The organism is Pseudomonas sp. MB-090624 (assembly GCF_003205245.1).
GTDB classification, from domain to species: domain Bacteria; phylum Pseudomonadota; class Gammaproteobacteria; order Pseudomonadales; family Pseudomonadaceae; genus Aquipseudomonas; species Aquipseudomonas juntendi.
This window is the reverse complement of record NZ_QJRK01000003.1, coordinates 1-21,535: the sequence shown is the minus strand read 5'-3', so window position 1 is coordinate 21,535 and position 21,535 is coordinate 1. Positions and strand designations below refer to the sequence as shown.

Genomic DNA, 21,535 nt, shown 5'->3' with positions numbered 1-21,535 from the left:
CGCTTTGCGGCCCATCGCGACACAAGGCCGCTCCTACACCAAGGCACTGCGCTGTAGGAGCGGCCTTGTGTCGCGATGGGCTGCAAAGCAGCCCCCAGTGCCTCAACCCTGCCAAATCCCTTTACCCACCAACCGCTCCCGATCATGCGGCTGGTTGAAATCCTGCAACGGCCCCTTAGGCACGATCCCATTCGGGTTGATGGTCTTGTGGCTCATGTAATAGTGCTTCTGGATATGCTCCATATCCACCGTCCCCGCCACCCCCGGCCACTGGTACAGCTCACGCAGCCAGTTCGACAGGTTGTGATAATCGCTGAGGCGCCGCAGGTTGCACTTGAAGTGCCCGTGATACACAGCGTCGAAGCGCACCAGCGTGGTGAACAGGCGCACATCGGCTTCAGTCAGGTATTCGCCCGCCAGGTAGCGATTGCGGCCTAACAGCTCTTCCAGGTAATCCAGTTCGTTGAACACGTCATCGAACGCCGCCTCGTAGGCCTCCTGCGTAGTCGCGAAGCCGGCGCGATAGACGCCGTTGTTAACCGCCGGATAGATACGTTCATTCAGCGCCTCGATGGCCGGACGCAGCGGCGCGGGGTACAGGTCGAGGGTGTTGCCGGTTAACTCGTTGAACGCGCTGTTGAAAATGCGAATGATCTCAGCCGACTCATTGTTGACGATACGTTTCTCTTTCTTGTCCCACAGCACGGGTACTGTCACCCGGCCGGTGTAGTGCGGGTCGTCCTGGGTATAACGCTGATGCAGGTACTGCAGTGCATCGAGGTGATCGCCGCTGGAGCCTTGCTGCTGGTCGAAGGTCCAGCCATGGTCTTGCATCAGCCAGCTCACTACCGAAACGTCGATCAACGGCGCCAGGCCTTTGATGGCGCGGAAGATCAACGTGCGGTGGGCCCAAGGGCAGGCCAGCGACACGTACAGGTGGTAACGGCCGGCTTCGGGGGCAGGCAACGAATGGCGGCGCTGGGCGTTTTCGCGTTTGAAGGTGCCGTCCTTGCCGTTTTCATACCACTGATCATGCCAGCGGCCGTCGATCAAAAGGCCCATGGTGAGCTCCTGGAACAAAGGGTTTGTCGTTGGAGCCCAGTCTAGGCCAGATCGTTCGAAGAAATAGCGCAAAGATCGGGGTGGTGTTATCGACTAAATCGATCTATCACGGTTGTCCCAATAGGCCTGCGCGTTGGTGAAGGCCTGTTCCCGGGTCTGCTCCAGGCCACGCAGTGCCAAGGCCATGGTCGCGATCAGCGCTTTCTCGCCGTAGCTGTCTTGCACTTCGCCACGCCAGAAGGCGAGCAAATGCTCCGGTTGCAGCGTGGCGGGTTTGACGTGACGGCGCTCGCTGAGCGCCGGCCATTCTTCATCCCAGGCTACGCCGGCAGTGGTGCCGTAGAGGTGGCTGATGACGTCCGGGTTGACCTCGATCTCGCCGCCATCGCCCTTGATCACCACGGCATGGTCGCCCAGCAGGCGGCTGGCCTCCCGGTGTACCGCCTGGTAACCGGGGTGGAAGATGCTTTGCAGGCCGCAACGCGCGCCCAGCGGGTTGAGCACCCGCGCCAGGGAGTGGATGGGTGAGCGCAGGCCCAGGGTGTTGCGCAGGTCGATCATACGCTGCAGTTGCGGCGCCCAGTCGTGCAAAGGGAAAAACGCCAGCTGATGCTGGCCCAGCGCGGTGTCGACCGCTGCCCAGTCGCGGCACAGGGGGATATGCAACAGGCCGAGCAGCTGCTCGGTATACAGGCGCCCGGCTGTGTGTGCACCGCCGCCATGCATCAGGATGCGAATACCATTGCCGGCCAGGCATTTGGCGGCCAGCAGGTACCAGGGTAAGTGGCGCTTCTTGCCAGCGTAGGTTGGCCAGTCCAGGTCCACGGCAATGCGCGGGGCTTGCAGGTGGCCGCGTAGCGCTTCGGTGAAGCCGGCCAGCTCTTCGGCGCTTTCTTCCTTGTGCCGCAGCAGCATCAGGAAGGCGCCCAGCTGGGTGTCCTCGACCTTGCCTTCCAGCAGCAGGGTCATGGCAGCCCTGGCTTCCTCGCGGGTAAGGCCGCGCGCGCCGCGCTTGCCTTTGCCAAGAATGCGCACGAATTCAGCGAACGGGTGTTCAGCCGGAGTTTCCAGGGTCAGCGGGCGGGCTTGATTCAAGGGTGGCAGGGTCATATGCAATTGGTCGGCTTGGGCAGGCCCGCCAGCTTGGCGGCAAGTTTGGCGGGGGTGCCATTGAACAGGCGGTTCAGGTGCGGGCTATTGCCCTTGTCCGCGCCCAGCTTCAGGGCGGTGTACTTGATCAGTGGGCGGGTGGCCGGGGACAACTGGTACTCCTGGTAGAACTGTCGCAGCAGTTCGAGGATTTCCCAGTGGTCCGCGGTCAGGGCAATGCCCTCGCGCTCGGCAAGGGCCTCGGCAGCTGCATGGGACCAGTCTTGCAGGTCGACCAGGAAGCCGTCTTTGTCCAGGGCGATCGCCTGATCGGCAACGGTGAGGGTATTCATAGCCAGCTGTTGACCTTGTCGTAGTGCAGCGACAGTTCGACGAACCCGGCGTAGTCCACGGCCTTGGCCAGGTCGTTGCCGACCGCGCGGGCTTGCAGGTCTTCGTCCAGGGCGAACAGGCGCTGGGCCAGGCTGGCGGCTTGCAACTGGCGGTACGCTTCGCTGCCGCTGCGCAGGGCGTATACCGCATCGCCGCACAGCAGCAGGGCGTCGTTGGCGCCCAGCAGGCGCAGGCAACTGGCCAGGCGCTCGTCGCCGAACGGGGAGTGGGCAATTACGTGCAGGGTCGTCATCAGAGCGTTACCACCTGGTCGAAACGGGCGATCAGTGCGGTCAGTGCCGCGTCATCCAGCACTTGCACTGGCAGTGCCAGGCTGTCGGCGGCCAGGCCACGGCGGGTGAGGCTGTGGTTGCAGGCGAACAGTTCTTCGACGCCGAACATCGGCAACGCCTGCAGGTTGGCGGCCAGGTTCTTATGTTGCACGGCGGCAGGTTGCTGGTTTGGCGCCAGCTGGAACACGCCATCGTCGAGGAACAGCATGCCTAGCGGCAGGTCGAACGCGCCACCGGCCAGGGCGATGTCCAGCGCCTCGCGGGCAGATGGGCCGTTCCACGGCGCCTGGCGGCTGATGATCAACAAGGATTTGGCCATTTCAGTCGCCTCCAAAGCAGACAAGGCGGTCGGCGACTTGCGCGGCCTCGTGCAGTTGCCCCAGGCCGGACAACTCCCATGGCTTGGGCAGGTTCACGGCCGGGCGCTGATAGCGGTTGGCCTCGGCCTCGTCGAGCACGCCACGGCGCAAGGCGGCGGCGATGCACACCACGGCATCCAGCTGGTGGGTCTCGATAAAGGCACGCCACTGCGCGGCCACGTCCACTTCATCCTGGGGCGCGACCACGTTGGCCGAGGCACTGTGTACCCCGTCCTGATAGAAGAACAGCCGGGCAATCTCATGCCCGCCGGCCAGCACCGCCTCGGCATAGCGCAAGGCGCGCCGCGAGGAGGGCGCATGGGCCGGGGAGAACACCGCGATAGCGAATTTCATGGGTAACTCATGCAAAGGAATACCGCCATGATAAAGCAAAAAAACCCGCGCCCGCTTGTGCATGCGGGCGCGGGCTTTTGTAGGAGGCCTTGTGTCGCGATGGGCTGCAAAGCAGCCCGGGGCTTCAGCGCAAATGCACAAATTGCTGGGGCTGCTTTGCAGCCCATCGCGACACGAGGCCGCTCCTACGGGGATTGCGCAAGGCCCTGTCAGAAGGGAGAAGGCCTCAAGCCTGTTCCTTGCTCTCCGGCAAGAACCAGTTCAGTACCAGGGCACAGATGCCACCGGTCGCCACGCCCGACTCCAGCACATTGCGCACCGCCGCCGGCATGTGTGCCAAGAACTCCGGCACCTGCGCCACACCCAGGCCCAAGGCCAGGGAAACAGAGATAATCAGCAGCGCCCGACGATCCAGCCGAGTACTGGCCAGGATATTTATCCCAGACGCCGCAACCGCGCCGAACATGACCATGGCCGCACCACCCAGCACCGGCTCCGGCACCGCCTGGATCACCCCGGCAACACTCGGGAACAGCCCCAGCAGCACCAGCATCACGGCAATCCACATACCAATGTGGCGGCTGGCGATACCCGTCAGCTGAATCACCCCGTTGTTCTGGGCAAAGATCGAGCTCGGGAAGGTGTTGAACAAGCCCGCCAACAGCGAGTTGGCGCCGTTGACCAGCACACCACCCTTGATCCGCTGCATCCACACCGGGCCTTCGACTGGCTGGCGCGACACCTTGCTGGTGGCGGTCACGTCACCAATGGCTTCCAGCGACGTCACCAGGTAGATCACCAGCATCGGAATGAACAGCGCCCACGAGAAGCTCAGGCCGAAGTGCAGCGGCGTCGGCACCTGAAACAGCGCGGCCTCATGCATACCGGTGAAGTCCAGGCGGCCCATATAGCCCGCCAGCGCATAGCCGACCGCCAGGGCAATAACGATGGCACAGCTGCGCATCCACACCACCGGAATACGGTTGAGGATCACGATAATGGCCAGCACCACACCCGACAACAGCAGGTTCTCGCCATTGGCGAAGGTGCCATTGGCCATGGCGCCGAAGCCGCCACCCATGCTGATCAGGCCGACCTTGATCAGCGTCAGGCCGATCATCAGCACGACAATGCCGGTGACCAGCGGGGTGATCAGGCGTTTGACGAAGGGCAGGATGCGCGAAACGCCCATTTCGACGAACGAGCCAGCGATGACCACGCCAAAGATGGCGGCCATCACACCTTCGACTGGCGTGCCTTGCTTGACCATCAGCGCACCCCCGGCAATCAGCGGGCCCACGAAGTTGAAGCTGGTGCCCTGCACGATCAGCAACCCGGCGCCAAACGGCCCGAAGCGCTTGCACTGCACGAATGTGGCGATACCGGAGATTACCAGCGACATGGAAACGATCAGGTTGGTGTCCCGCGCGGACACCCCCAGCGCCTGGCAGATCAACAGCCCGGGCGTCACGATCGGCACGATGATCGCCAGCAGGTGTTGCAGCGCCGCCAGCAGCCCGATCAGCAGCCGAGGCTTGTCCTCGAGGCCAAGCACCAGCTCATTGGCGGGGGCCGATGCTGCTGGGCTGTGTTCATGTGTGCTCATGGCTGAAAGCTGCCCCTGAAGAAAAAAGGAGCGCATTCTACGGGGTGAAGGCAGATTGCGGTAGAGCAAAGCACGATGCCGACATGATCGGCGACCCTATGCTTAATTACCTGACTTTTCAGTCAAAAACCGCCCGCCGCGAATGTGCACTGCCGCGCCGGTTAACCCATGCTGAAGGCGAACACCGGCATGCCTTTCCCACACCCACAAAAAAGCCCGCCGAAGCGGGCTTTCTCACAAGCTACAACAATCAGTCATCACGCCCCATGATGCCAAACAGCTGGAGCAGGCTGACGAACAGGTTGTAGATGGATACATACAGGCTGATGGTGGCCATGATGTAGTTCCGCTCACCACCGTGAATGATCGCGCTGGTCTGGAACAGGATGCACACCGACGAGAACAGCACGAAGCCAGCGCTGATTGCCAGTTGCAGGCCGCTGATCTGGAAGAAGAAGCTGGCCACGACCGCACCCAGCAGCACGAAGAAGCCGGCAGTGATGAAGCCACTGAGGAAGCTCATGTCCTTGCGGGTAATCAGTACGTAAGCCGACAGACCACCGAACACCAGGGCAGTCATGGCAAATGCCGAGCTGACGACCTCGGCACCACCGGCCATGCCCAGGTAGCGGTTGAGGATTGGGCCGAGAATGAAGCCCATGAAGCCGGTGAGGGCGAAGGTGGAGACCAGGCCCCAGGCCGAATCACGCAGCTTGTTGGTCAGGAAGAACAGCCCGTAGAAGCCGATCAGCACCACGAACACGTTCGGGTAGCCGACACGCATTTGCTGGGCAACGAAGGCCATGACGCCGCTGAAGGCGAGGGTGAGCGCCAGCAGACTGTACGTGTTGCGCAGGACCTTGCTGATCTCCTGCTGCTCGACCTGCTGGCCGTGATGTACGGCATAATCCTGTTCGCGCATGGCGACACTCCTTGGTAAACCTGTGGTTTCGAACGTTCAGATGCTGGGAGTCTACCAGAGCCATTGCAACCCGCGACACAGAGAGTTTGACAGCTTGTTTCATTACGGTATTATGGCGGCCGCAAACGAGCTGGAAGCGTGGCCGAGTGGTTTAAGGCAACGGTCTTGAAAACCGTCGATGGGCAACTATCCTAGAGTTCTTATCTAAGGTTCCTTCCAGTTGCAGCTTGTTGTATCGCGTCATCGGAACAAACGGGGAATTGGCAGAGTGGTTGAATGCACCGGTCTTGAAAACCGGCGAACGTTAATCGCGTTTCCAGGGTTCGAATCCCTGGTTCCCCGCCGCGAATTCAGTAAAATCAAGGGTTTAGATGAAAATCTAGACCCTTTTTTTGTGCGTTTTGCTTTTGAAAAACGCCCATTTTTCTATCAAATCCGTGCCTGATCACCCTCCGCTTAAAGGTGCAATCATCCAGTTGCACGTTGTTGCGTTCTATTGCATCTTGCGCATGTCCTTTGACCTCTCGGATGCCATGGAGCCAGGGTATTGGTCGGTTATGTTGAGTGACTAAAACGCTCAGCGCTGGTCGACGTCCCCAACAAAAAGCAAGCGTGATTCGGCCCTATGCATTGCCTTGGTGAGGGAGGGGCGTGAGTTAAGGTCTACCCCTCAACCTTGAGATTGCACCAGCCTGAGGCGGTCGGAGCTGTCGCAGTCCGGCAGGATGCTTTCAGCTTTACCTCGCTGTGGGTTATGTCGCTCCTAGGAGGAGAGGCCAAAGGGTTGATCCAGTTTTGGCTGAAAGATCCCAGGCGAAATCCTGGAGAAGTCCAGCCTTCCCTCGAATCCGCTGCAAGTGGCTCACACTCGCCCAGCTGGCCTGCAGTGGTCTATTGAAAGGCTTGTGTCCGTTCGCAAAACCCTCCCAGCCGTCTAATCCACCCCAAAGGCCACCTTACCTGCGTGACTGGTACTCGTACTGGTGGCTGGCGTGGTTAATCCATCAGTCCCAATCAAATGAATTGCGTCAGGCTTCCTTTGTTGGCAAGCGATGCTAGGGGGATGCGTTGTCCCAATAACCGGTCAATCTCCATCACCTCACAGCTAAAGATTAATAATTATCATTATATTTTTAGGCAGCAGAATCCTGTTGCCTGCACGGCTATCTGCTCTCAGTCCCGTAGACAACGTTTTTATGCGGTTTCTGGAAAATGCGTATCCCTCCAGTATCCGTCCTTTCTCGTGATTAAAAAGCGGTAAAGAACGCGTATTAAAAACGATATACTTTTGGCATACCCTAAGTTGCAATTAACTAATTGCATCTTGTTGATTTGTGAAAATTCCTGTGGAAGGATGCGCCGAAATTCGGAGCGATACGGTGCCGAATTATCTCCATAGGTGATAATCAGTTTATGAAACACGTTGAGCTATATGAGACCGTGCGCAATGGAACTCCTACGTTTAGGATTCTCTCGCCGGACTCAATGTTGTGTGAGTTTTTTGATAGCTGGGCATATCAGCTGGCAAAAGCGAAAAAATGGTTGACCGTTAAGGCGTACTGCTATGCGGTTGCGGAAAAACTTAATTACATCCATCAAGTTGGTTTAAATAATGGTGGCCTGACGCCGTTGTTGCTTAATGAGGCACTGGATTGCTACGAAAGCTACTTGGTGTTTGGGGACGATAGCGATTCTGAAATTGCACGGGATGCAGCACGGGTTCTCGGGTCTCGTAATTTGAGCGGGTCTTCGGTTGCTGTGAGTTTAGCCGGCTGTAATAACTTCATTGCATCAAGCGAAGCGATGCGAAATGGCTTGTTGCAAATGCAGGAAAGTGGATATGTCACAGACATAGCGCTGTCTATGGTGCCGCTCACTGTAGCAAAGTATGCCGATGCGCCTAGAAATATTAGCGCCGCTATCAAGGCGAATAGCTGGTTTGCAGGCTGTTTGGCCGGAGGTGCTAAAAAGATAAAAAGACAAAGGCTTGCGGCAACATCAAAGCCACAATTGATGGCGCGCACTGACGAATTTGGAGGTGACCAGACGGCGTTCCCTATCGACAAATGCGTCGAGTTGATCGAAAGCGCAGAGTGCTTGCGGGACAAGGTGCTTTGGTCTTTTCTAGCTGCAGCAGGATGTCGGGTTTCAGAAGCGCTGACTATCCTCATGGACGATATTGTGGTGAACCCAGAAAGCCCACAGAATAATCGGGTTTACATTGTCGATCCCGACACTCGGCGAGAAAATCTTATCAAGTACATTCCTGAGGCCAAGCTGAATAAGCTTGAGCACAAAGGTCGAGACAAACCGGATACTTTCCTGATTGAGCCGTTTGCATCAATTTTTTGGGCAAATCTTGGCCTTTATCATGAAGAAGAGATTGCAAAGGAAAAAGCGAGGCATAGACCTGTCATCCATCCTTTCCTGTTCCGCAATATGCGCGACGGCGGGGCAATGCCGTCATCCTACCAGGCGGTATGGGAACGTTTTAATAAAGCAGCATTCAATTTGACCGGTACTAGCTACGGGTTTCACTCACTTCGTCATATGTATGCTTACTACTTGGTAAATCACTGCCCAAGCCCGAGAGATCCAAATCGGTTTGGGCTTGACTTGAAAATGGTACAGCTTTTGATGGGCCATAAGTCGATCAAGTCCACAGAGCGTTACGCGCGGAAGGATGCAAAGATGCTTGAGGCGACTTTTGCTGCTATGAACATGATTCGTATGTCGTCTTCAAATTTCAGTGTTGTTAAAGTACAGCTTCAGCACCTTGAGAGTGAGGTTGAGCAAATCAAAAAGCATCTTGAAGGGGGCGCCAAGTGATGATCAACCTTAGTAAGGATAAGGCAGTCTGGTTGGTGCCCGAAGACGAAGTGATCGCAGCGTTCAAGAAGGCGGTCTCTTTTGTTCGAAATATTTATCGAAAGGTTTCAAAAGGCAGGGGTACCTCGACAGAGAAAATTGAGTATTTATTCAATGGTTATGGCCTTGAATTTAGTAGTTGGGGACTAGCTCACATTGAGCGTTTGCTTGAGTCGACATATCGTGGATCAAGTACGCGGATTGGAGATATTGATCGATCATATCATGCCTTGCCGGAGAGTTATGATATGACGCTATCCCAATTCGTCCGGATGGTATTTATCACTCTTTGGGCACGTAAAGTGTTCATTGCTCCCTTGTCCATACAGACAATTAACCATCAAGTCGAAATTTTCGATGAGCTATGCCGCAATCTCGATCTTGAGTGCCTTACTATCATTCGCGGTGTTCATCCCGACTCTGAGATTGAAAGTATTTACAAGCGTGGTGAGTTTAACGACGGAAGCAGTCGAGTAAGCTTTTGGTTGAGGCTTTTGCTGAGTACCGATTTCTACACCGTTGATGACATTACTGAGGAAGGTTGTAAGATACTCTTTGATGGCGCTAATGGTTCGGGTACGTTGCCGCTTCGAAGATATTATGTAAATGATTTTTTGTTGACCATCACCCATCCCCGCCCATCTAGCAAAAAGATGGTAGAAGATATCATTAGCGGGTATCAGGCCGTTAAGCGAGAGTGCAAGCCTGAAAGGGTGTACAAAGGACGTAGAATCGCGACGAAGACAAAGCATGCCAAAAGCTCTGCGCAACAGGCTCATGAGGCGGCGCTCAAAATGGCTCGATCTCTCGCCAATGGTGAGCTTGAGTTCAATTTTGAACTTATGTTCAAGACGCATTTCCCTACACACCGCATCAAAGGGCTCTTCAGCTTGGGTGAGGAGAATGATCGGCTTCCTTTCATTGAGGAGTCGCATCCTCAAGTGAAAAGTTTTGCCATCTATATGGATCAGGTGTTTGGCTCATTTATGAAGTCCAAGCGCCTGCAGAGATCGAGCGGTTATGGGTTTCTGCGTAATTTGTATATGAGCTATCTCACAGCTTATTTGCCAAATTTTTACATGCGGCGTGATGGCTCGCTTGAGAATTACCCTAGGACTATCAATCAGTTTAATTGCAGTCTCTATTTTACCCATGAGTCAGTTTTTCTGGATGGAGTGATCAAATTTGATAAGGCACCTCCGAGGACTTTCTTGGGTTACATGGAGGAATTCGCAAGCGCCCATGGCTGGGTTAACGAAACGCATTATGCTCGCGTTTTGGTGATTGATCATTTCTGCCAGTATATTGAAAGCAACAGGCTTGTGCTGCCAGATGCGGACAAATTTAAATGCAATTTTACGAATGCTTGCTATCCAGCTGTTGAGAAAAAGTCAGGCACGGTAAAAAGACCGATTCCAAGGCCCTACTTTGCAACATTCCTGAGTATGCTCTACAGCCTGGAGTATCTCACTGATCATATCAACAACATGCCCTACTATGATGGTCAGGATGAAAAAAATATTAACTATGGAGTATTGAATGGGCAGCTTTGCCAGCCGAGCCTGACAGATCTGTTGAACAGCCACGCTTGGGCCGGGCTTTTTTCGAAGGAAGTGCGGGGGTTTGGGGAGGTGAACCAATCACTGCTTAACTACACGCCAATTTTCTACCATGAGGGGAAAATTCATCGATTTGAGGTGCTTCCCAGATTTTATAAAATTGTAGATTTTGAGTTTATGGGTAATGTGGTTCAACGCATTTCACCAAACTCGGTTCGCCTGACCATACTGATGTGTGAAACAGGACTGCGCCAACAGCACCTGATCTGGCTTAATAAAGAAAAGTACGACTGCGTCTTGGATAGATATTGGAAAAGTCCGTTGGCGCCTCTTTTTGTTAGTTCAGATAAGTCGCATGGAGAGTGGACGGCGATTGTTTCGCGCCACGTGATTGATATTTTGGATCGACAAAGGGCCTGGTATGACTCCTGCAGCTCTGAATCTTACAATGAAAATCTTTGGTATGGATTTACCAAGGGCTCCAAATTTGGGCAGTTCAAACCGATCTTCAGAGAAGCGGGAGTTGGTGCTAGCCAGTGGGCGAATTATCGGCATTATCCTGTTTACCTACTGATGCTCCAACATTTCATTAGGGAGGTCATGCAAGACGATACTGGTGAGGACATTGTGTTTCTGAAGGGGGAAGGTGGTAAGCGTGAGCCGGTTGAGGGCTATGATCATGCCTATCTGAGCACACTTTCTGCCGATGGCTTCACCAGTCCTCACACCCCGCACGGATTGAGGGCTGGGTTCGTATCCGAAGCTATGCGTTTTCTACCGCCTTCGTTGATCGGACAGTTCATGACAGGCCAGACTGAAGAGCTGGTTTGGTACTACACCTTGTTTGACGGCGAGAACATGCCAGATCATCAAAAGCTGCTGGCTGATTACATGATGAAGAACATGGATAAGCTGAGCGGCGGCGAGGCTCCGGAGCTAGCGGAAGCTGCATTGCGGCTGAATGCAAGGCTGGGAGCAAGCATTCATAAAGATCCTGTGAAAGCTATTGATATGCATGGCCTGATTAGCTTGACAGGGGTCAGGGAAGGGCAGAGCGGCTTAGAGGTATTGCGTGCTAGGCGGTACACCAAGCTGGCCTATAACCTGTGTCATATCTGCCCGTTTGATAATCGTTGCCCTGAAGAAGTGGTGAAACAACTTGGAGCTGGTCGACCTTGCGTGCTTTGCCCATATGCCATCCGTGGGGTAGACCACCTGCCAGCTATCTGCGCGGAAAAAGATAAATCTAAGGAAATTATGAAGGAAATCCTGGATAAATTACGCGAGTACCGGGCGCTGAAAACTTCTGCACGCAATCCTCAGGTTATGGAAAATCTGAACATGGAATATGATCATCATGCTAGAGAGGCGTATGCTCTCGAGGCGATTGAGCAGCAGCTTTACCTCATGGCCAAACGCGGTGAATACAAAAGCTATTTTATTCCTGAGAAGGAGGGGGTCGTTGCGCACCTTGAGAGGGTTAATGTTTCGGAGGCTGAGCACATTCTGAAACGTTTAGTTGATGTCCAGAACTTCCCAGATGCGACAAGTGAAAGCTTGAACAAGAAGTTTGCCTATATGCGTATGGCCATGCTGGTGCAGCAGGGTAAATTTGATGAGCTTCTCTGCGTTGATCCAAGGCCGCCCTGCCATCAACTAACCTCTCAAATCTCCAGTATGATGACTGCCGGGGTGCTTGATGTGCGGGATGTTATTAAAATTGGCCATACGGTTGCTAACCCGTCAGTGGAAACTAAGCCTGTTCGTTTGATCGCTTCAACTCTGGGTGTTGCTAAAGTTGAAGACTGATGGCTTGGCTTTGAACGCAAGACTAGGCTGATCTGGTAACAAGCTTGCCCCGCTACTATATATTGCTGTAACGGGGTTCGCTATATCAGCATTATCTTGGGTGCCCGCAACAAATGTTGATGAGGCTGTAATCGTCACAGAGCTATCGCATGGAGCTCGATTTTATGCAGCGTAAAGACACATTTCAGGAACACAGGGATTCGCATAGGGCAGCACGTATTGCCCATATTAGTAGTGCTCTAAAGGTACTATCTAGGGCTAATTACAAGAACATTACAAGTCTTGCTAAAGGCGTGGCTGAGATTGTTACAGAATATGAGCTGAGCCAAAATCTTAGCTTGCCGGAGCATGATAGAGATAGTGATTTAAAGCCAGTAAGTCACGTTACGCTGCTTAGGAACTCTGACTATCGAAAAATACTCGAGAAGACTCTTGAATCAGAGGAGGTTTCAGCTCTGCCGACATCGATTAGCTCTTCTGATTATGAAGCGTTGAAGATACGGAATGCAGGTCTTGAAGGGCAGATCGCTCAATTAAAACATACTATAATAAATCTAGACTCTGGTGGCTTAATGGTGTCTGGTGATTCGGAGCAGTTGAAGGAAGAGATTGTCAAACTTGGCGACGATATAAAATTTTTGATGGCCTTTATCGATGGTATGCAGAGCGAAGCTATGGATGTATTTGTAATTATTAAGCCGGGCGAGGAAAATTTTGAGTATAGTGTGGCCGGGTATCATGGAGCTATGAATATGGTCGCAACTTACGATGATCTTATACGTCTTGAAGTGCTACGGCGGAAATTCGATATGTAAAAATTAGGGTTTAATGAACTTTCCAACGATGGCGCCAAACACCGCCACTGCAACCGTCATCTTGCCAGCGTCCGCGATGCCGCTGGTGCACTGCGGGCACAGTTCATCGTCGTAGTATTCACCGCCCTTAGCGTAGTTGTTGCACCCAGGGCTGCGGCAAACGTAGACGTCCTCACCGCAAGCAGTGCACGCACATTTGTCACGTCTGACCAGGTTCTCCTCCCTGACATCAGGGGTGACCATCTCAGCGCAGAATGGGCAGACACCCTTCGACTTTGTACTCATGATGCTTCCCTACAGAGGACGCACAGCGATTCGGGTGGAACGGCACTTAGGGCAGTAGTTAGGTGTACCGAAGCCTGCGCGGCTCTTCCACTTATTGCCACAGACGGGTTTCTTGGGATCCAGGCATTCAGCCCAGTAGACCTGATCTTTTTTCGCGATAGCCATGGAAACGTCTCCTGTTCGGTTTCTCTAATGTGTCTGAGCATAGGAAACGCATTGTGAGATGTACACTGGCAAAACGATCAGAAAAAACCAAATAGAATCAATATCTTAGCGAGCTGTTTAAATGTACAGCAAGGTATCGTATTGATTTATATGGATAAGTTTATAGAGTTGTGTATTTGAGTTATGGTCTCAAAATGCCATTATGTGAAGTTGGTCACATCTTTCTGTCTTGCAGGCCAGTAACGCGGTAGCCGTCGGCCCGCAGTACATGAGCAGGGCCCTAATTTTTCTCAGCCTCTTCCGCCCACTCCAGCTCCTCCCTGCCATCACAGCTCGAATTTTGGAGCGGGTATTGAGGGCATGGATACCGCCTGCAAGCTGGCATTGCTCACCTGGATCACCGGCCGATTTGGTCACTGCCCACGACGTGGTGTTAAAATGCCACCAATTTTGGGTTGGAAGGGATTTCTCGCGTGAAGCTTGATTTAGGTTGGTGGAAGGAGCGCTGGGTATGGATCGCTATGATCTTGCTCATTGTGTTGTTGGGCTACGTCCTGTTTTCTACCTACGCTGAAAAGCTGACTTACGTATCAAACAACCATTCTGCGTGGGCGAGCTTTGGTGCCTTGCTCGCTGGCTTTTTCACACTGACGAGCACCTTGGCAACTGTGGCTACTCTCCTGTTCCTGGCTCGCCAGAACAAAGGGATGCAGAAGGTCACTCAGGCCCAGCTCGCAGCGATGACCTTTGATCGCTACATTAGTCATCGAAAACTCTTCATTGAAATATTGGAGGAGCAGGAAAAAAGCTTAGGTAATAGCTACAAATTTCGGAATCCGACACTTTTATATAAAGCTATTTTTTCATGCAACTCTCTTCATCACTGCGAGCTTACAGCTTCACCACTTTTCGATGAGAATGGCGATGGCGCCAATCATTTGGGTAAGCTTTGTGCGAAGCTGGAGCGTGTTAAGAGAGTTTTGGCTAATACCGATACCAGTGACGTAGAAAGTCATGATTTTATTCTTGATTTGATTGCTCTTCGACATGATCTACTCATGGTTGAGCAGCAGCGCGGCCTGCGAGAGGGTGATGTTCTGTTTCACGGTCGGGCTCAGGGGTTTAATGTCTTTATGCTCGATAATGTTGTGCTTGACTCCGTTAAAGTGGCTAACATAATATTCGGATTTACAAATAGTCCGGATATTGATGGGGGTATGTTTCATGCGTGCCCTTCAGATCTAAAGGATAGAGTTTTAGAGGGGTTATACACTCCGCGTAAAATATCAGGTCTGACTGTTCACTCAGGGAATGAGCTCATTGCCGACTTAGTTTGGGTTAGATCTTCTCTAGCTACAGTTTCTTCTGTGGATACTTCATTTGTAAATGCTAAGCGCCGGTTGGACGAGGTTTTCAAGAGCATTCAGGGTGTTGAACGATTGAAGGATAAGGTTGCTTTGAGGTCGCTGATCGAATCATGTCTGACAGACGTCAAATCTAAATTCGACAAGATGAGTGAGGGGGAACACTTTTCGCTCATAGCACAGATTGATCTGCGTCTTCATAATATGAAATTTAATTTGTAATTTTCCAGATTAGAAATTTTGAAAAGGAGATCTTTATGAGTGACGGTTCTAATCGGGGTGATACATGGCTGGGTTATTTGCCAGTGAAGACGTTAGCTCTTGCATTTTTGTTGGCTCTGGTCTATCGAGCGCTTGGCCTTGATAATGCTTTTTTGAAAAGTAATGCATCTTGGCCCAATCTTTCGATGGGTGCATCAATAACTTCATTCCTGCTTGTTTTTTATTTCTTGAGTTTTGTACTGTCCTTTAGTGATGATGGCTGGGTTGGGCGGCTTCGTGCGCTGCTGGTAGAGTTTGTCGTCTTTAGCTATGATTTGTCTTTCTTTGCGCTCGGGTTTATTTTGGTTTTCGATTTCGGAAAATCTGATTATTGGTCGTCGCTGGGTTTATGGTTGCCTATTTATCTTGTATGGTTCATATTTAGTCACCATGCTTTGCTGCTCGTAAATGGTGATCAAGGGTCAACGGTTCGACTTGTGAATTATATTGGAGAAAGAAAAGGCAAGGTGCCAAAGTTTCAATGTTTGAGGAATCGTAGCTTCTATGGGTTGCTCGGCATTCTTTGTGTGGTGATTTTTATCGGTGCCGCCGTGGTCGCGAAAAATTATAAGTGATGCCCCTCTTAAGGCCGGTTCAATCCGGCCTGCTTCTTTCAATAGCGTTGACGATCGCCCACGTCAAGACTTCTTCCAATAGTCCCTGACACTCGTCAACGCCAGGCCCAGCTGTTCAGCCACCTGCTGCTGCTTCATGCCAGCGGCTTTGAGGGCCAACACAGCTGCTTCGTTGTCAGCGTTGAGTGGCTTGCCACGCTTCCGCTTGATGAGATTCCCGCCATCGTCGAACTGTTCGGCGAGGGCCTTCATCCCACCCTCCGCTTCAAACGCAGCGACGTGAGTTAGTGCCCGGCCCACTACTGTGAGAGCTGGCTCACCCTGTTTTTGAGCTATCGACATCGCGAGCATGGCGATCGGGTCGACGCCCAGGCTGTCCGCAATCTGCTCGAGCTGCTCAATGGTGATGCTTGTCTTGGCGTTCTCGAGTGCGCTGATTTTCGTGCGATCTGTAGCCTCTGAAAGATCGGCGTACCGAGCGCCCCGGACGAGACGAAAAGCACGTAGCACCCCCGCGAATGCGATCCTGAGCTGCATAGTCCATCCAAAAGTCAGGATATAGCCACAGCTTCGCTTTGCGGATAAACGGTAAATCACTGTATTATCCGTTTTACGTGGATGGCCTTGGACGGCACATCGTGGAGAGAGGCGAGTGGTCGGATGCTACAAGAGTTCTCTCAAGCTCCCCCTGCGAGGTGAGGAATTGGACAACGCAGATATCGAGCTCTTCAGCGAGCCTTCAGAGCCCCGCGAGGGCGCCCATGCTGACGAGGGACAGTTGATCGAGCAGGTCGCCCAACGCTATCCCGGGAAAGCCTACTGTCTTGTCCGAGATTGGACGTTGTTCCGTGCAGAGCTCACTGAGGCTGAGCTTGCGAAGGTGGCGGCGGCTGGCAACATCCCTTTATTCCTGCTGGCTCACAATGTGGTGGCGGATAGCGCAGGACGATTCCAGCCAGGCAATTGGTTGCGCTCGAGCATCGGGGTTGCGCTCGTGGACGGGTATTTTTTTGAGACTCGAAACACGGTTTATGTGCTCGTCGGGAAAGGGGCTGAGCAGAAGGCCTCGCTCAAGACGATTTTTTCATTTTATTGACGTTAACGAGCCCAGGCTCGCGGTTGAGTTATCCGACTGATGTTTAGAACCAGCACCACTGACCTTGCAGGCGTTCCAGGTATGTTCGGTGACGGCCTTGCACATTGGCATGGCGTGTCGAGAGCGCTTTCGACGCATTGGTATCACGTAAGCGTGAGGCGTTGGATTGAGGGTAGGTTTGTGCGAGGCGAAGAGATGCTCAACGACGAGCCACGGCTGCATGAGATGCTCCAGGCCCAAGATGATCAGTTCATCGTTGAGGATGTCCAGGTCGTTACACCGGCGCGGCTTAACGGCGGGGTGCATTGGCGAATGGAGCGGTTAGCCTCTCTTGCGCTGGGGTATGACAAGAATGACTGCCCTGTGTGCTTGCTCGAGGTAGAGAGCGGGAGCGTTTACAACGACTCCAGTGATGCCGACTTCGATCCAGCCAACCTAAGTAAAGTCAGGGAGCTGTACCGAGCACCGGCTTAGTTTGTCTCTGACCTCCCTACTGAATACAAGGCCCGCGCAAGGAGCTTTTCTTTGGCAGTCTCAAACATCTACGCCGTTGACCTTCATGGCCGGCGGTACACAGATTTCGATCTCTTGCGCATTGCTCGTGCCGCTGGCCAGGGCTATGCGCAACCAGTGACGGCGTTTCTGGTAAATGTTCAGATCATCGCCTGCAGCGCTGTGGGTGTTGTCTTCGGGCATGTACATGCAGCCAATCCGATCGGGCGATTTGCTGACGGGCATTACCTGCGCACTTCCGACATCCAGAGTCTACAAAAGGAAGGGCGGTATTGGGTCGCGACTACGCTCAACTCAAGGTACGTCATCGCCTCGTTCCGTAAACAAGGCGGCCGGGCGGGGCTCCGCGAATTTCTGAAGGTAGGTTCAAAGGGGTTCTTCGTCAGCCCAAACCACCTGCACTAAACGCTTGTTGCTAAAAAAGCGGCTCCGTGGTGGAGCCGTTCACGCTATTTCTTTGCCTGATTTTAGGCTCTGGAAATTTCTGACAGGAGTTACATCGTGGCAATCGCTGATTACATCAAGGTTTCAGGGAAACTTGAAGACATCCGAGTTTTTGAGCATAAAGAAGGAAGCGTTCGGGTAATCATGAAGGTCGATGGTGTTTTAATCCCAAACACCGATATTCCGATCAAGCTCTACGAAGAGATCGAGGCGGGTAAGCATTACGATTTTTATTGTGTCTACAAAAAGTCTAGGGACAAGCTTAAGAACAGCGGTGCGGTCTATGCGTTTAAAGAGGAGGGCGGACGAATCCGCAGTCTGACTAAGCTTCGTCTGGCGACTCCAGTATATATGATTTTCTACGGAGCCATTTGGTTCGCTGTAGCGTATGTTGCTGTATTTCTTCTTGCGCTCCTTCCCGTCTTGGCACATCACCGGCAGTCAGAAGTTATATCGATTCTGCACGGTTATTCGATGGTGGGCGGGACAATTCCTGGGTTGTTCTTCCTCTGGTGCGCAATTGATTTTTGGCGTAAGTCAGCGAATCTTGAAGCCTGGCCGAGCGTTGCTCCGAGTGTCGTGATTGAGCGTTTCAGTAAGCTCCACAAGTAAGCGGTCTTGCCTGAGATCGGCAGCTTGGGCGTGCCGCTGCACGGCCAGACTGTCGTGAACCAAGCCCCGCATTTCGCGGGGCTCGGCCCTTCGGGCTTCCATCCTGCACGCCTTCGGCCCGTGGCCTGCGCGCTCTGCTTGCCTAAGTAAGCCTTGCAATTCGTACCGAGTCGCTCTCTTCTAAATAAGCCTTGAGGCGTTCTATGGAAACTACTTGGAGCTGTCAGTCGTCTAGGCCCAAAGCAATGTGCCGCATCAAAACCCGATGATTCTTGCTCTCCGCGATTCCAAATGCCACACGCGTAAGCGCAGTATCCAGCTAACCCTGAGCGTGTGCAGCGCTCTGCGGCTGATCCCAACCTTTAACGAACCAACTGTCTTCCAATGGCTCGACCTTGAGCACTTTAACTGTGCAGCATGGGAACGTTACCTGGTTATGATTCGCTTGGTAATTTCTCAACCGCTCAAATCGTGCTTCGATGTCGCTAATGGTTTCGCAGTCTGAATACGCAGGATTTTCTAGCGGCGAAACAATCTGGTACTCGGGATATCCGATTGTATCAGCAGTACCAAGCTGCTTGTGATCGACCGAAGTGTCGAAGCAGATGTACGTCACGAAATATCTCATGGTACCCCGTAGCTCATCAGGAATTTTTAGATATTTTTCGCCGATTTAGATGATCCGTCAAGGCACGTTTTAAACGGTCTGCTTAGAACGTACTCATAGATTTCATGTCTGCGAAGCGTTCAAGTTCGTTAGATTGCTGAGCTTTCAGGTTGTTTTGCTGTGAGATTATGTGGGTGACTTAATTCGTTTGATGAGCCGCTGAGGGTTTCAGCGAAGAAGCATAAAATTTTCAAAAAAACCACTCAAGTTTTTTCAAAGTCAACCGTTTGTATAGTTGAGAGCAAATTTTTGAGATTGTTATGACTGCCAGCAAACCTCGCAATCCCGTGTTTTCATTCAAGGCTTCCACGTTTTTCAGATTTCCAGAAGTACCTGAAGATTACCGCGCTACCGTGAAGCTTGAACGCTCAGGCCTCATAAATACGTGGCTGCATGATTTCAGAGTGGCGTACACGCTAACTCAAGCCGTCCAGATGGCTACAAGCTTGAGTCATGCACTAATTCACCTGGCCAAGCAGCGACGTACCGTGGAGATAAAACGCAAGCTTGATAATCGACTTGCATGTTGGAGCAATCTTATTGCTCCTTATATGCCCAGTCCCCAACCGGATGGCGATCAAATGTTTTTGGGCGTATCTGGAGATGATTTTATTGCGCACCGGGCGTTCCATGACCTTGACCCGTTAGTCAAATTCGACGATGGCAAAGAAGCCATCTACGACTTAGCCATTCTGCTCCAAGACGGGGCGGTCACGATAAAGTTTGGATGGGTTGCGTGGATTCTCACCCCCGCTGAAGCAGAGTGGCTGGCTGATCAGTTATGGACTGCCGCATATTTGGCAGCAAAGCAGTCTACATACGCTTGAAATTCAGCGTTTAGGGTGAAACGACGCTGACTTCGAATGAGTCGGCTTCGGTGACTCAATTCGAGCAAGGCTAGCTGTCAGGGCCGCGCAATCATCTTCTACGTCGTGACTGATCTACCAAGCTTCTTCTGCCTATTGAGAAATTGCCGCGATTCGGTACCAAAGTGAGAAAGTGTTGAAACTTGGTAGGTGATCGGCGGTGTGCCAGTCTTGGTTGCCTCCCATTTGCAGCAGAACACGCATGATCAAGCTCCCAATGCTCGCTTTGCCACTCGCCCTAAGCCTCTCAAGCGTGGAGGCGAGCCCCTTTGTTCAAGCAGAACCTGAGCCCAAAGGTAATCGTATGGTGCAGAATCAAAAGTCAGCTTCCTCTGATTCCAACGGCGAGCAGTCGAGGAGCGATGAGCCGTACTACATCGATCAGGGCTCCGAGCTGCCGGGTATTGCTGAAAAGGCCGCACGGGAAATGCTGGCAGCCAAAGCTGGAGGTTTCACTGTGGTGGCAGGGCGATCGCGTGGACGCTATGGCCAGGTTTGGCAATATTCGACCTGACACGCAGTACCCCATCGCATCTGCGTCGAAATGGTTCACAGCAGCAGTAGTGATGCGAGTTGTTGAGGAGAATGGCCTGTCGCTGGACGCACTGATCTCTACCTGGTTACCCGAGATCTCTGGAGAAAGTGGTCAACTGACGCTCCGCCAGCTGCTTTCTCAAACATCAGGGTTGGCAGGGTCGAAAGGTGAGTTCTACGACCTCAATCAAGATCACCGTATTACGCTGGCTGACTCTGCTCAGGAGGTCGCGTCGCGTCCATTGATCAGCAAGCCTGGAGAGGTATTCGCATACGGTGGCCCAGCGGGTTGGTTGCTCGGCCATTAGCGCCGTATCGCTTGGTGCTGTGTGCTTCGCCCCACTACATTTCCAGCCATCCACCCATCCTGGCCCTGAAGGATTTGAGTGACCACGAGTGCCTAGTGTTCGCTCATACCGACCTGCGTACCCAGTGGACATTCAAAGGCCCAGGCGGATTGATCGAGGTACCTGTGCAAGGCCGGTTCATGGCTGATCATGGTGAGGCGCTGCTGAGCGCTGCAATCGCCGGCCTCGGTGTGATGCTCCAGCCCCATGAGCTGGTTAGTGAGGCACTGAACAACGGCTCACTGGTTGAGCTGCTGCCTCAGTACGCTATACCGACCGGCTCACTCAACCTCCTATATGCCCAAGACCGACGCATGACGCCGAAGCTTCGCAGTTTCGTGGATTTTGCGGTGGCACGGTTTGGAGACGGTTCGCCTCGGCTGCTGTGAGATTGGCTACCGACTGAAAGCTGTTACGAAGTTGGCTCACTTTCAGGCGGGCACTGCGTCCAGCGATCCAGTACGAGTAAACATAAGATCTGCTTGTCGAGCTGGCACTCCGCATCATCGGTGATACAGTGGCACTTAGACACCTTGGCGCAGCTGCATTATGAATCGCCCCTGCTTTCCTAGACACTCTCCAAGCTCAGGAAATAGCGTTTCTCATACTCTACTGGAGACAGCTGCATAGCACTGCTGTGTCGACGCTTAGGGTTATAGAACATCTCGATGTAATCG

General features: G+C 52.9%; 25 protein-coding genes and 2 tRNA genes. 14 read left to right on the top strand and 13 right to left on the bottom strand.

The window, feature by feature from the left end; translation table 11 throughout:
• Positions 1-102: 102 nt before the first annotated feature.
• The 8 genes from DMX12_RS02365 to DMX12_RS02325 form a co-directional block, all read right to left on the bottom strand.
• On the bottom strand, positions 103-1,062 hold the full coding sequence (locus tag DMX12_RS02365) for a glutathione S-transferase family protein (protein WP_110676048.1): 960 nt from the start codon (positions 1,060-1,062) through the stop codon (positions 103-105).
• Positions 1,063-1,155: 93 nt separating this feature from the next.
• A complete protein-coding gene (locus DMX12_RS02360) occupies positions 1,156-2,157 on the bottom strand; it encodes a glycosyl transferase family protein (RefSeq protein WP_009682092.1) in 1,002 nt (333 codons plus the stop codon).
• Positions 2,158-2,168: 11 nt separating this feature from the next.
• The gene (locus DMX12_RS02355) at positions 2,169-2,504 is read right to left on the bottom strand and encodes a TusE/DsrC/DsvC family sulfur relay protein (RefSeq protein WP_009682093.1); all 336 of its coding nucleotides are present in this window, start codon (positions 2,502-2,504) and stop codon (positions 2,169-2,171) included.
• On the bottom strand, positions 2,501-2,797 hold the full coding sequence (gene tusB, locus DMX12_RS02350; protein ID WP_009682094.1) for a sulfurtransferase complex subunit TusB: 297 nt from the start codon (positions 2,795-2,797) through the stop codon (positions 2,501-2,503). Before tusB ends, DMX12_RS02355 begins: the two co-directional genes overlap by 4 nt.
• Entirely contained in the window at positions 2,797-3,156 is a 360-nt protein-coding gene (tusC, locus tag DMX12_RS02345; protein ID WP_009682095.1) for a sulfurtransferase complex subunit TusC, read from the bottom strand. Before tusC ends, tusB begins: the two co-directional genes overlap by 1 nt.
• A gap of 1 nt (position 3,157) precedes the next feature.
• Entirely contained in the window at positions 3,158-3,550 is a 393-nt protein-coding gene (gene tusD / locus DMX12_RS02340) for a sulfurtransferase complex subunit TusD (protein WP_110676046.1), read from the bottom strand.
• 226 nt (positions 3,551-3,776) lie between these two features.
• Positions 3,777-5,156 carry a nucleobase:cation symporter-2 family protein gene (locus DMX12_RS02335; protein WP_110676044.1) on the bottom strand — a complete coding sequence of 460 codons (1,380 nt, stop codon included), beginning with the start codon at positions 5,154-5,156 and terminating at the stop codon, positions 3,777-3,779.
• Between the two features lie 250 nt (positions 5,157-5,406).
• Positions 5,407-6,078 carry a Bax inhibitor-1/YccA family protein gene (locus DMX12_RS02325; RefSeq protein ID WP_003251184.1) on the bottom strand — a complete coding sequence of 224 codons (672 nt, stop codon included), beginning with the start codon at positions 6,076-6,078 and terminating at the stop codon, positions 5,407-5,409.
• Between the two features lie 132 nt (positions 6,079-6,210).
• Between DMX12_RS02325 and DMX12_RS29240 the strand changes: the two genes are divergently transcribed.
• The 5 genes from DMX12_RS29240 (at position 6,211) to DMX12_RS02305 (ending at position 13,129) form a co-directional block, all read left to right on the top strand.
• Positions 6,211-6,297, top strand: a tRNA-Ser gene (locus DMX12_RS29240).
• Between the two features lie 35 nt (positions 6,298-6,332).
• Positions 6,333-6,420 (top strand) — tRNA-Ser (locus DMX12_RS02320).
• Between the two features lie 1,071 nt (positions 6,421-7,491).
• Complete coding sequence (locus tag DMX12_RS02315) at positions 7,492-8,907, top strand: site-specific integrase (protein ID WP_110676040.1); 1,416 nt, start codon at positions 7,492-7,494, stop codon at positions 8,905-8,907.
• The gene (locus tag DMX12_RS02310; RefSeq protein WP_110676038.1) at positions 8,907-12,314 is read left to right on the top strand and encodes a hypothetical protein; all 3,408 of its coding nucleotides are present in this window, start codon (positions 8,907-8,909) and stop codon (positions 12,312-12,314) included. Before DMX12_RS02315 ends, DMX12_RS02310 begins: the two co-directional genes overlap by 1 nt.
• 164 nt (positions 12,315-12,478) lie before the next feature.
• Positions 12,479-13,129 (top strand): hypothetical protein, encoded by a 651-nt coding sequence (locus tag DMX12_RS02305; RefSeq protein ID WP_146226807.1) that lies wholly within the window; start codon positions 12,479-12,481, stop codon positions 13,127-13,129.
• Between the two features lie 3 nt (positions 13,130-13,132).
• Here the strand turns inward: DMX12_RS02305 and DMX12_RS02300 are convergent, their stop codons facing one another.
• Complete coding sequence (locus tag DMX12_RS02300; protein ID WP_110676034.1) at positions 13,133-13,414, bottom strand: hypothetical protein; 282 nt, start codon at positions 13,412-13,414, stop codon at positions 13,133-13,135.
• Between the two features lie 638 nt (positions 13,415-14,052).
• Between DMX12_RS02300 and DMX12_RS02295 the strand changes: the two genes are divergently transcribed.
• Together DMX12_RS02295 and DMX12_RS02290 are read left to right on the top strand one after the other, a co-directional pair.
• Positions 14,053-15,165, top strand: a complete 1,113-nt coding sequence (locus DMX12_RS02295; RefSeq protein ID WP_146226806.1) for a hypothetical protein — start codon at positions 14,053-14,055, stop codon at positions 15,163-15,165.
• A gap of 35 nt (positions 15,166-15,200) precedes the next feature.
• The gene (locus tag DMX12_RS02290) at positions 15,201-15,779 is read left to right on the top strand and encodes a hypothetical protein (protein ID WP_110676030.1); all 579 of its coding nucleotides are present in this window, start codon (positions 15,201-15,203) and stop codon (positions 15,777-15,779) included.
• Positions 15,780-15,842: 63 nt separating this feature from the next.
• Here DMX12_RS02290 and DMX12_RS02285 read toward each other — a convergent pair whose 3' ends face one another.
• On the bottom strand, positions 15,843-16,376 hold the full coding sequence (locus tag DMX12_RS02285) for a helix-turn-helix domain-containing protein (RefSeq protein ID WP_256598381.1): 534 nt from the start codon (positions 16,374-16,376) through the stop codon (positions 15,843-15,845).
• Between the two features lie 106 nt (positions 16,377-16,482).
• On the opposite strand from DMX12_RS02285, the gene DMX12_RS02280 reads away from it, so the two are divergent.
• Both DMX12_RS02280 and DMX12_RS02275 read left to right on the top strand, forming a co-directional pair.
• Positions 16,483-16,875, top strand: coding sequence for a hypothetical protein (locus DMX12_RS02280; protein WP_110676165.1), 393 nt, complete (start codon positions 16,483-16,485; stop codon positions 16,873-16,875).
• Between the two features lie 39 nt (positions 16,876-16,914).
• The gene (locus tag DMX12_RS02275; RefSeq protein ID WP_110676028.1) at positions 16,915-17,349 is read left to right on the top strand and encodes a hypothetical protein; all 435 of its coding nucleotides are present in this window, start codon (positions 16,915-16,917) and stop codon (positions 17,347-17,349) included.
• A gap of 60 nt (positions 17,350-17,409) precedes the next feature.
• Here the strand turns inward: DMX12_RS02275 and DMX12_RS30215 are convergent, their stop codons facing one another.
• Positions 17,410-17,577, bottom strand: a complete 168-nt coding sequence (locus DMX12_RS30215; protein ID WP_156089062.1) for a hypothetical protein — start codon at positions 17,575-17,577, stop codon at positions 17,410-17,412.
• 312 nt (positions 17,578-17,889) lie between these two features.
• On the opposite strand from DMX12_RS30215, the gene DMX12_RS02265 reads away from it, so the two are divergent.
• Positions 17,890-18,444: a hypothetical protein gene (locus DMX12_RS02265; protein WP_110676024.1), complete on the top strand. Its 555-nt coding sequence runs from the start codon at positions 17,890-17,892 to the stop codon at positions 18,442-18,444.
• 319 nt (positions 18,445-18,763) lie between these two features.
• Here the strand turns inward: DMX12_RS02265 and DMX12_RS28900 are convergent, their stop codons facing one another.
• Positions 18,764-19,060, bottom strand: a complete 297-nt coding sequence (locus DMX12_RS28900) for a hypothetical protein (protein ID WP_146226805.1) — start codon at positions 19,058-19,060, stop codon at positions 18,764-18,766.
• Positions 19,061-19,371: 311 nt separating this feature from the next.
• On the opposite strand from DMX12_RS28900, the gene DMX12_RS28895 reads away from it, so the two are divergent.
• From DMX12_RS28895 to DMX12_RS02250, 4 genes are all read left to right on the top strand, one after another.
• Positions 19,372-19,938: a hypothetical protein gene (locus DMX12_RS28895; RefSeq protein ID WP_146226804.1), complete on the top strand. Its 567-nt coding sequence runs from the start codon at positions 19,372-19,374 to the stop codon at positions 19,936-19,938.
• 241 nt (positions 19,939-20,179) lie between these two features.
• Positions 20,180-20,491, top strand: coding sequence for a hypothetical protein (locus DMX12_RS29375; RefSeq protein WP_177411219.1), 312 nt, complete (start codon positions 20,180-20,182; stop codon positions 20,489-20,491).
• On the top strand, positions 20,463-20,819 hold the full coding sequence (locus DMX12_RS02255; protein WP_232108520.1) for a serine hydrolase: 357 nt from the start codon (positions 20,463-20,465) through the stop codon (positions 20,817-20,819). Before DMX12_RS29375 ends, DMX12_RS02255 begins: the two co-directional genes overlap by 29 nt.
• Before the next feature lie 14 nt (positions 20,820-20,833).
• Entirely contained in the window at positions 20,834-21,247 is a 414-nt protein-coding gene (locus DMX12_RS02250) for a LysR substrate-binding domain-containing protein (RefSeq protein WP_256598382.1), read from the top strand.
• A 179-nt stretch (positions 21,248-21,426) separates the two neighbouring features.
• Here the strand turns inward: DMX12_RS02250 and DMX12_RS02245 are convergent.
• The coding region (locus DMX12_RS02245; RefSeq protein ID WP_135192744.1) for an IS3 family transposase at positions 21,427-21,535 on the bottom strand (109 nt) is incomplete at its 5' end.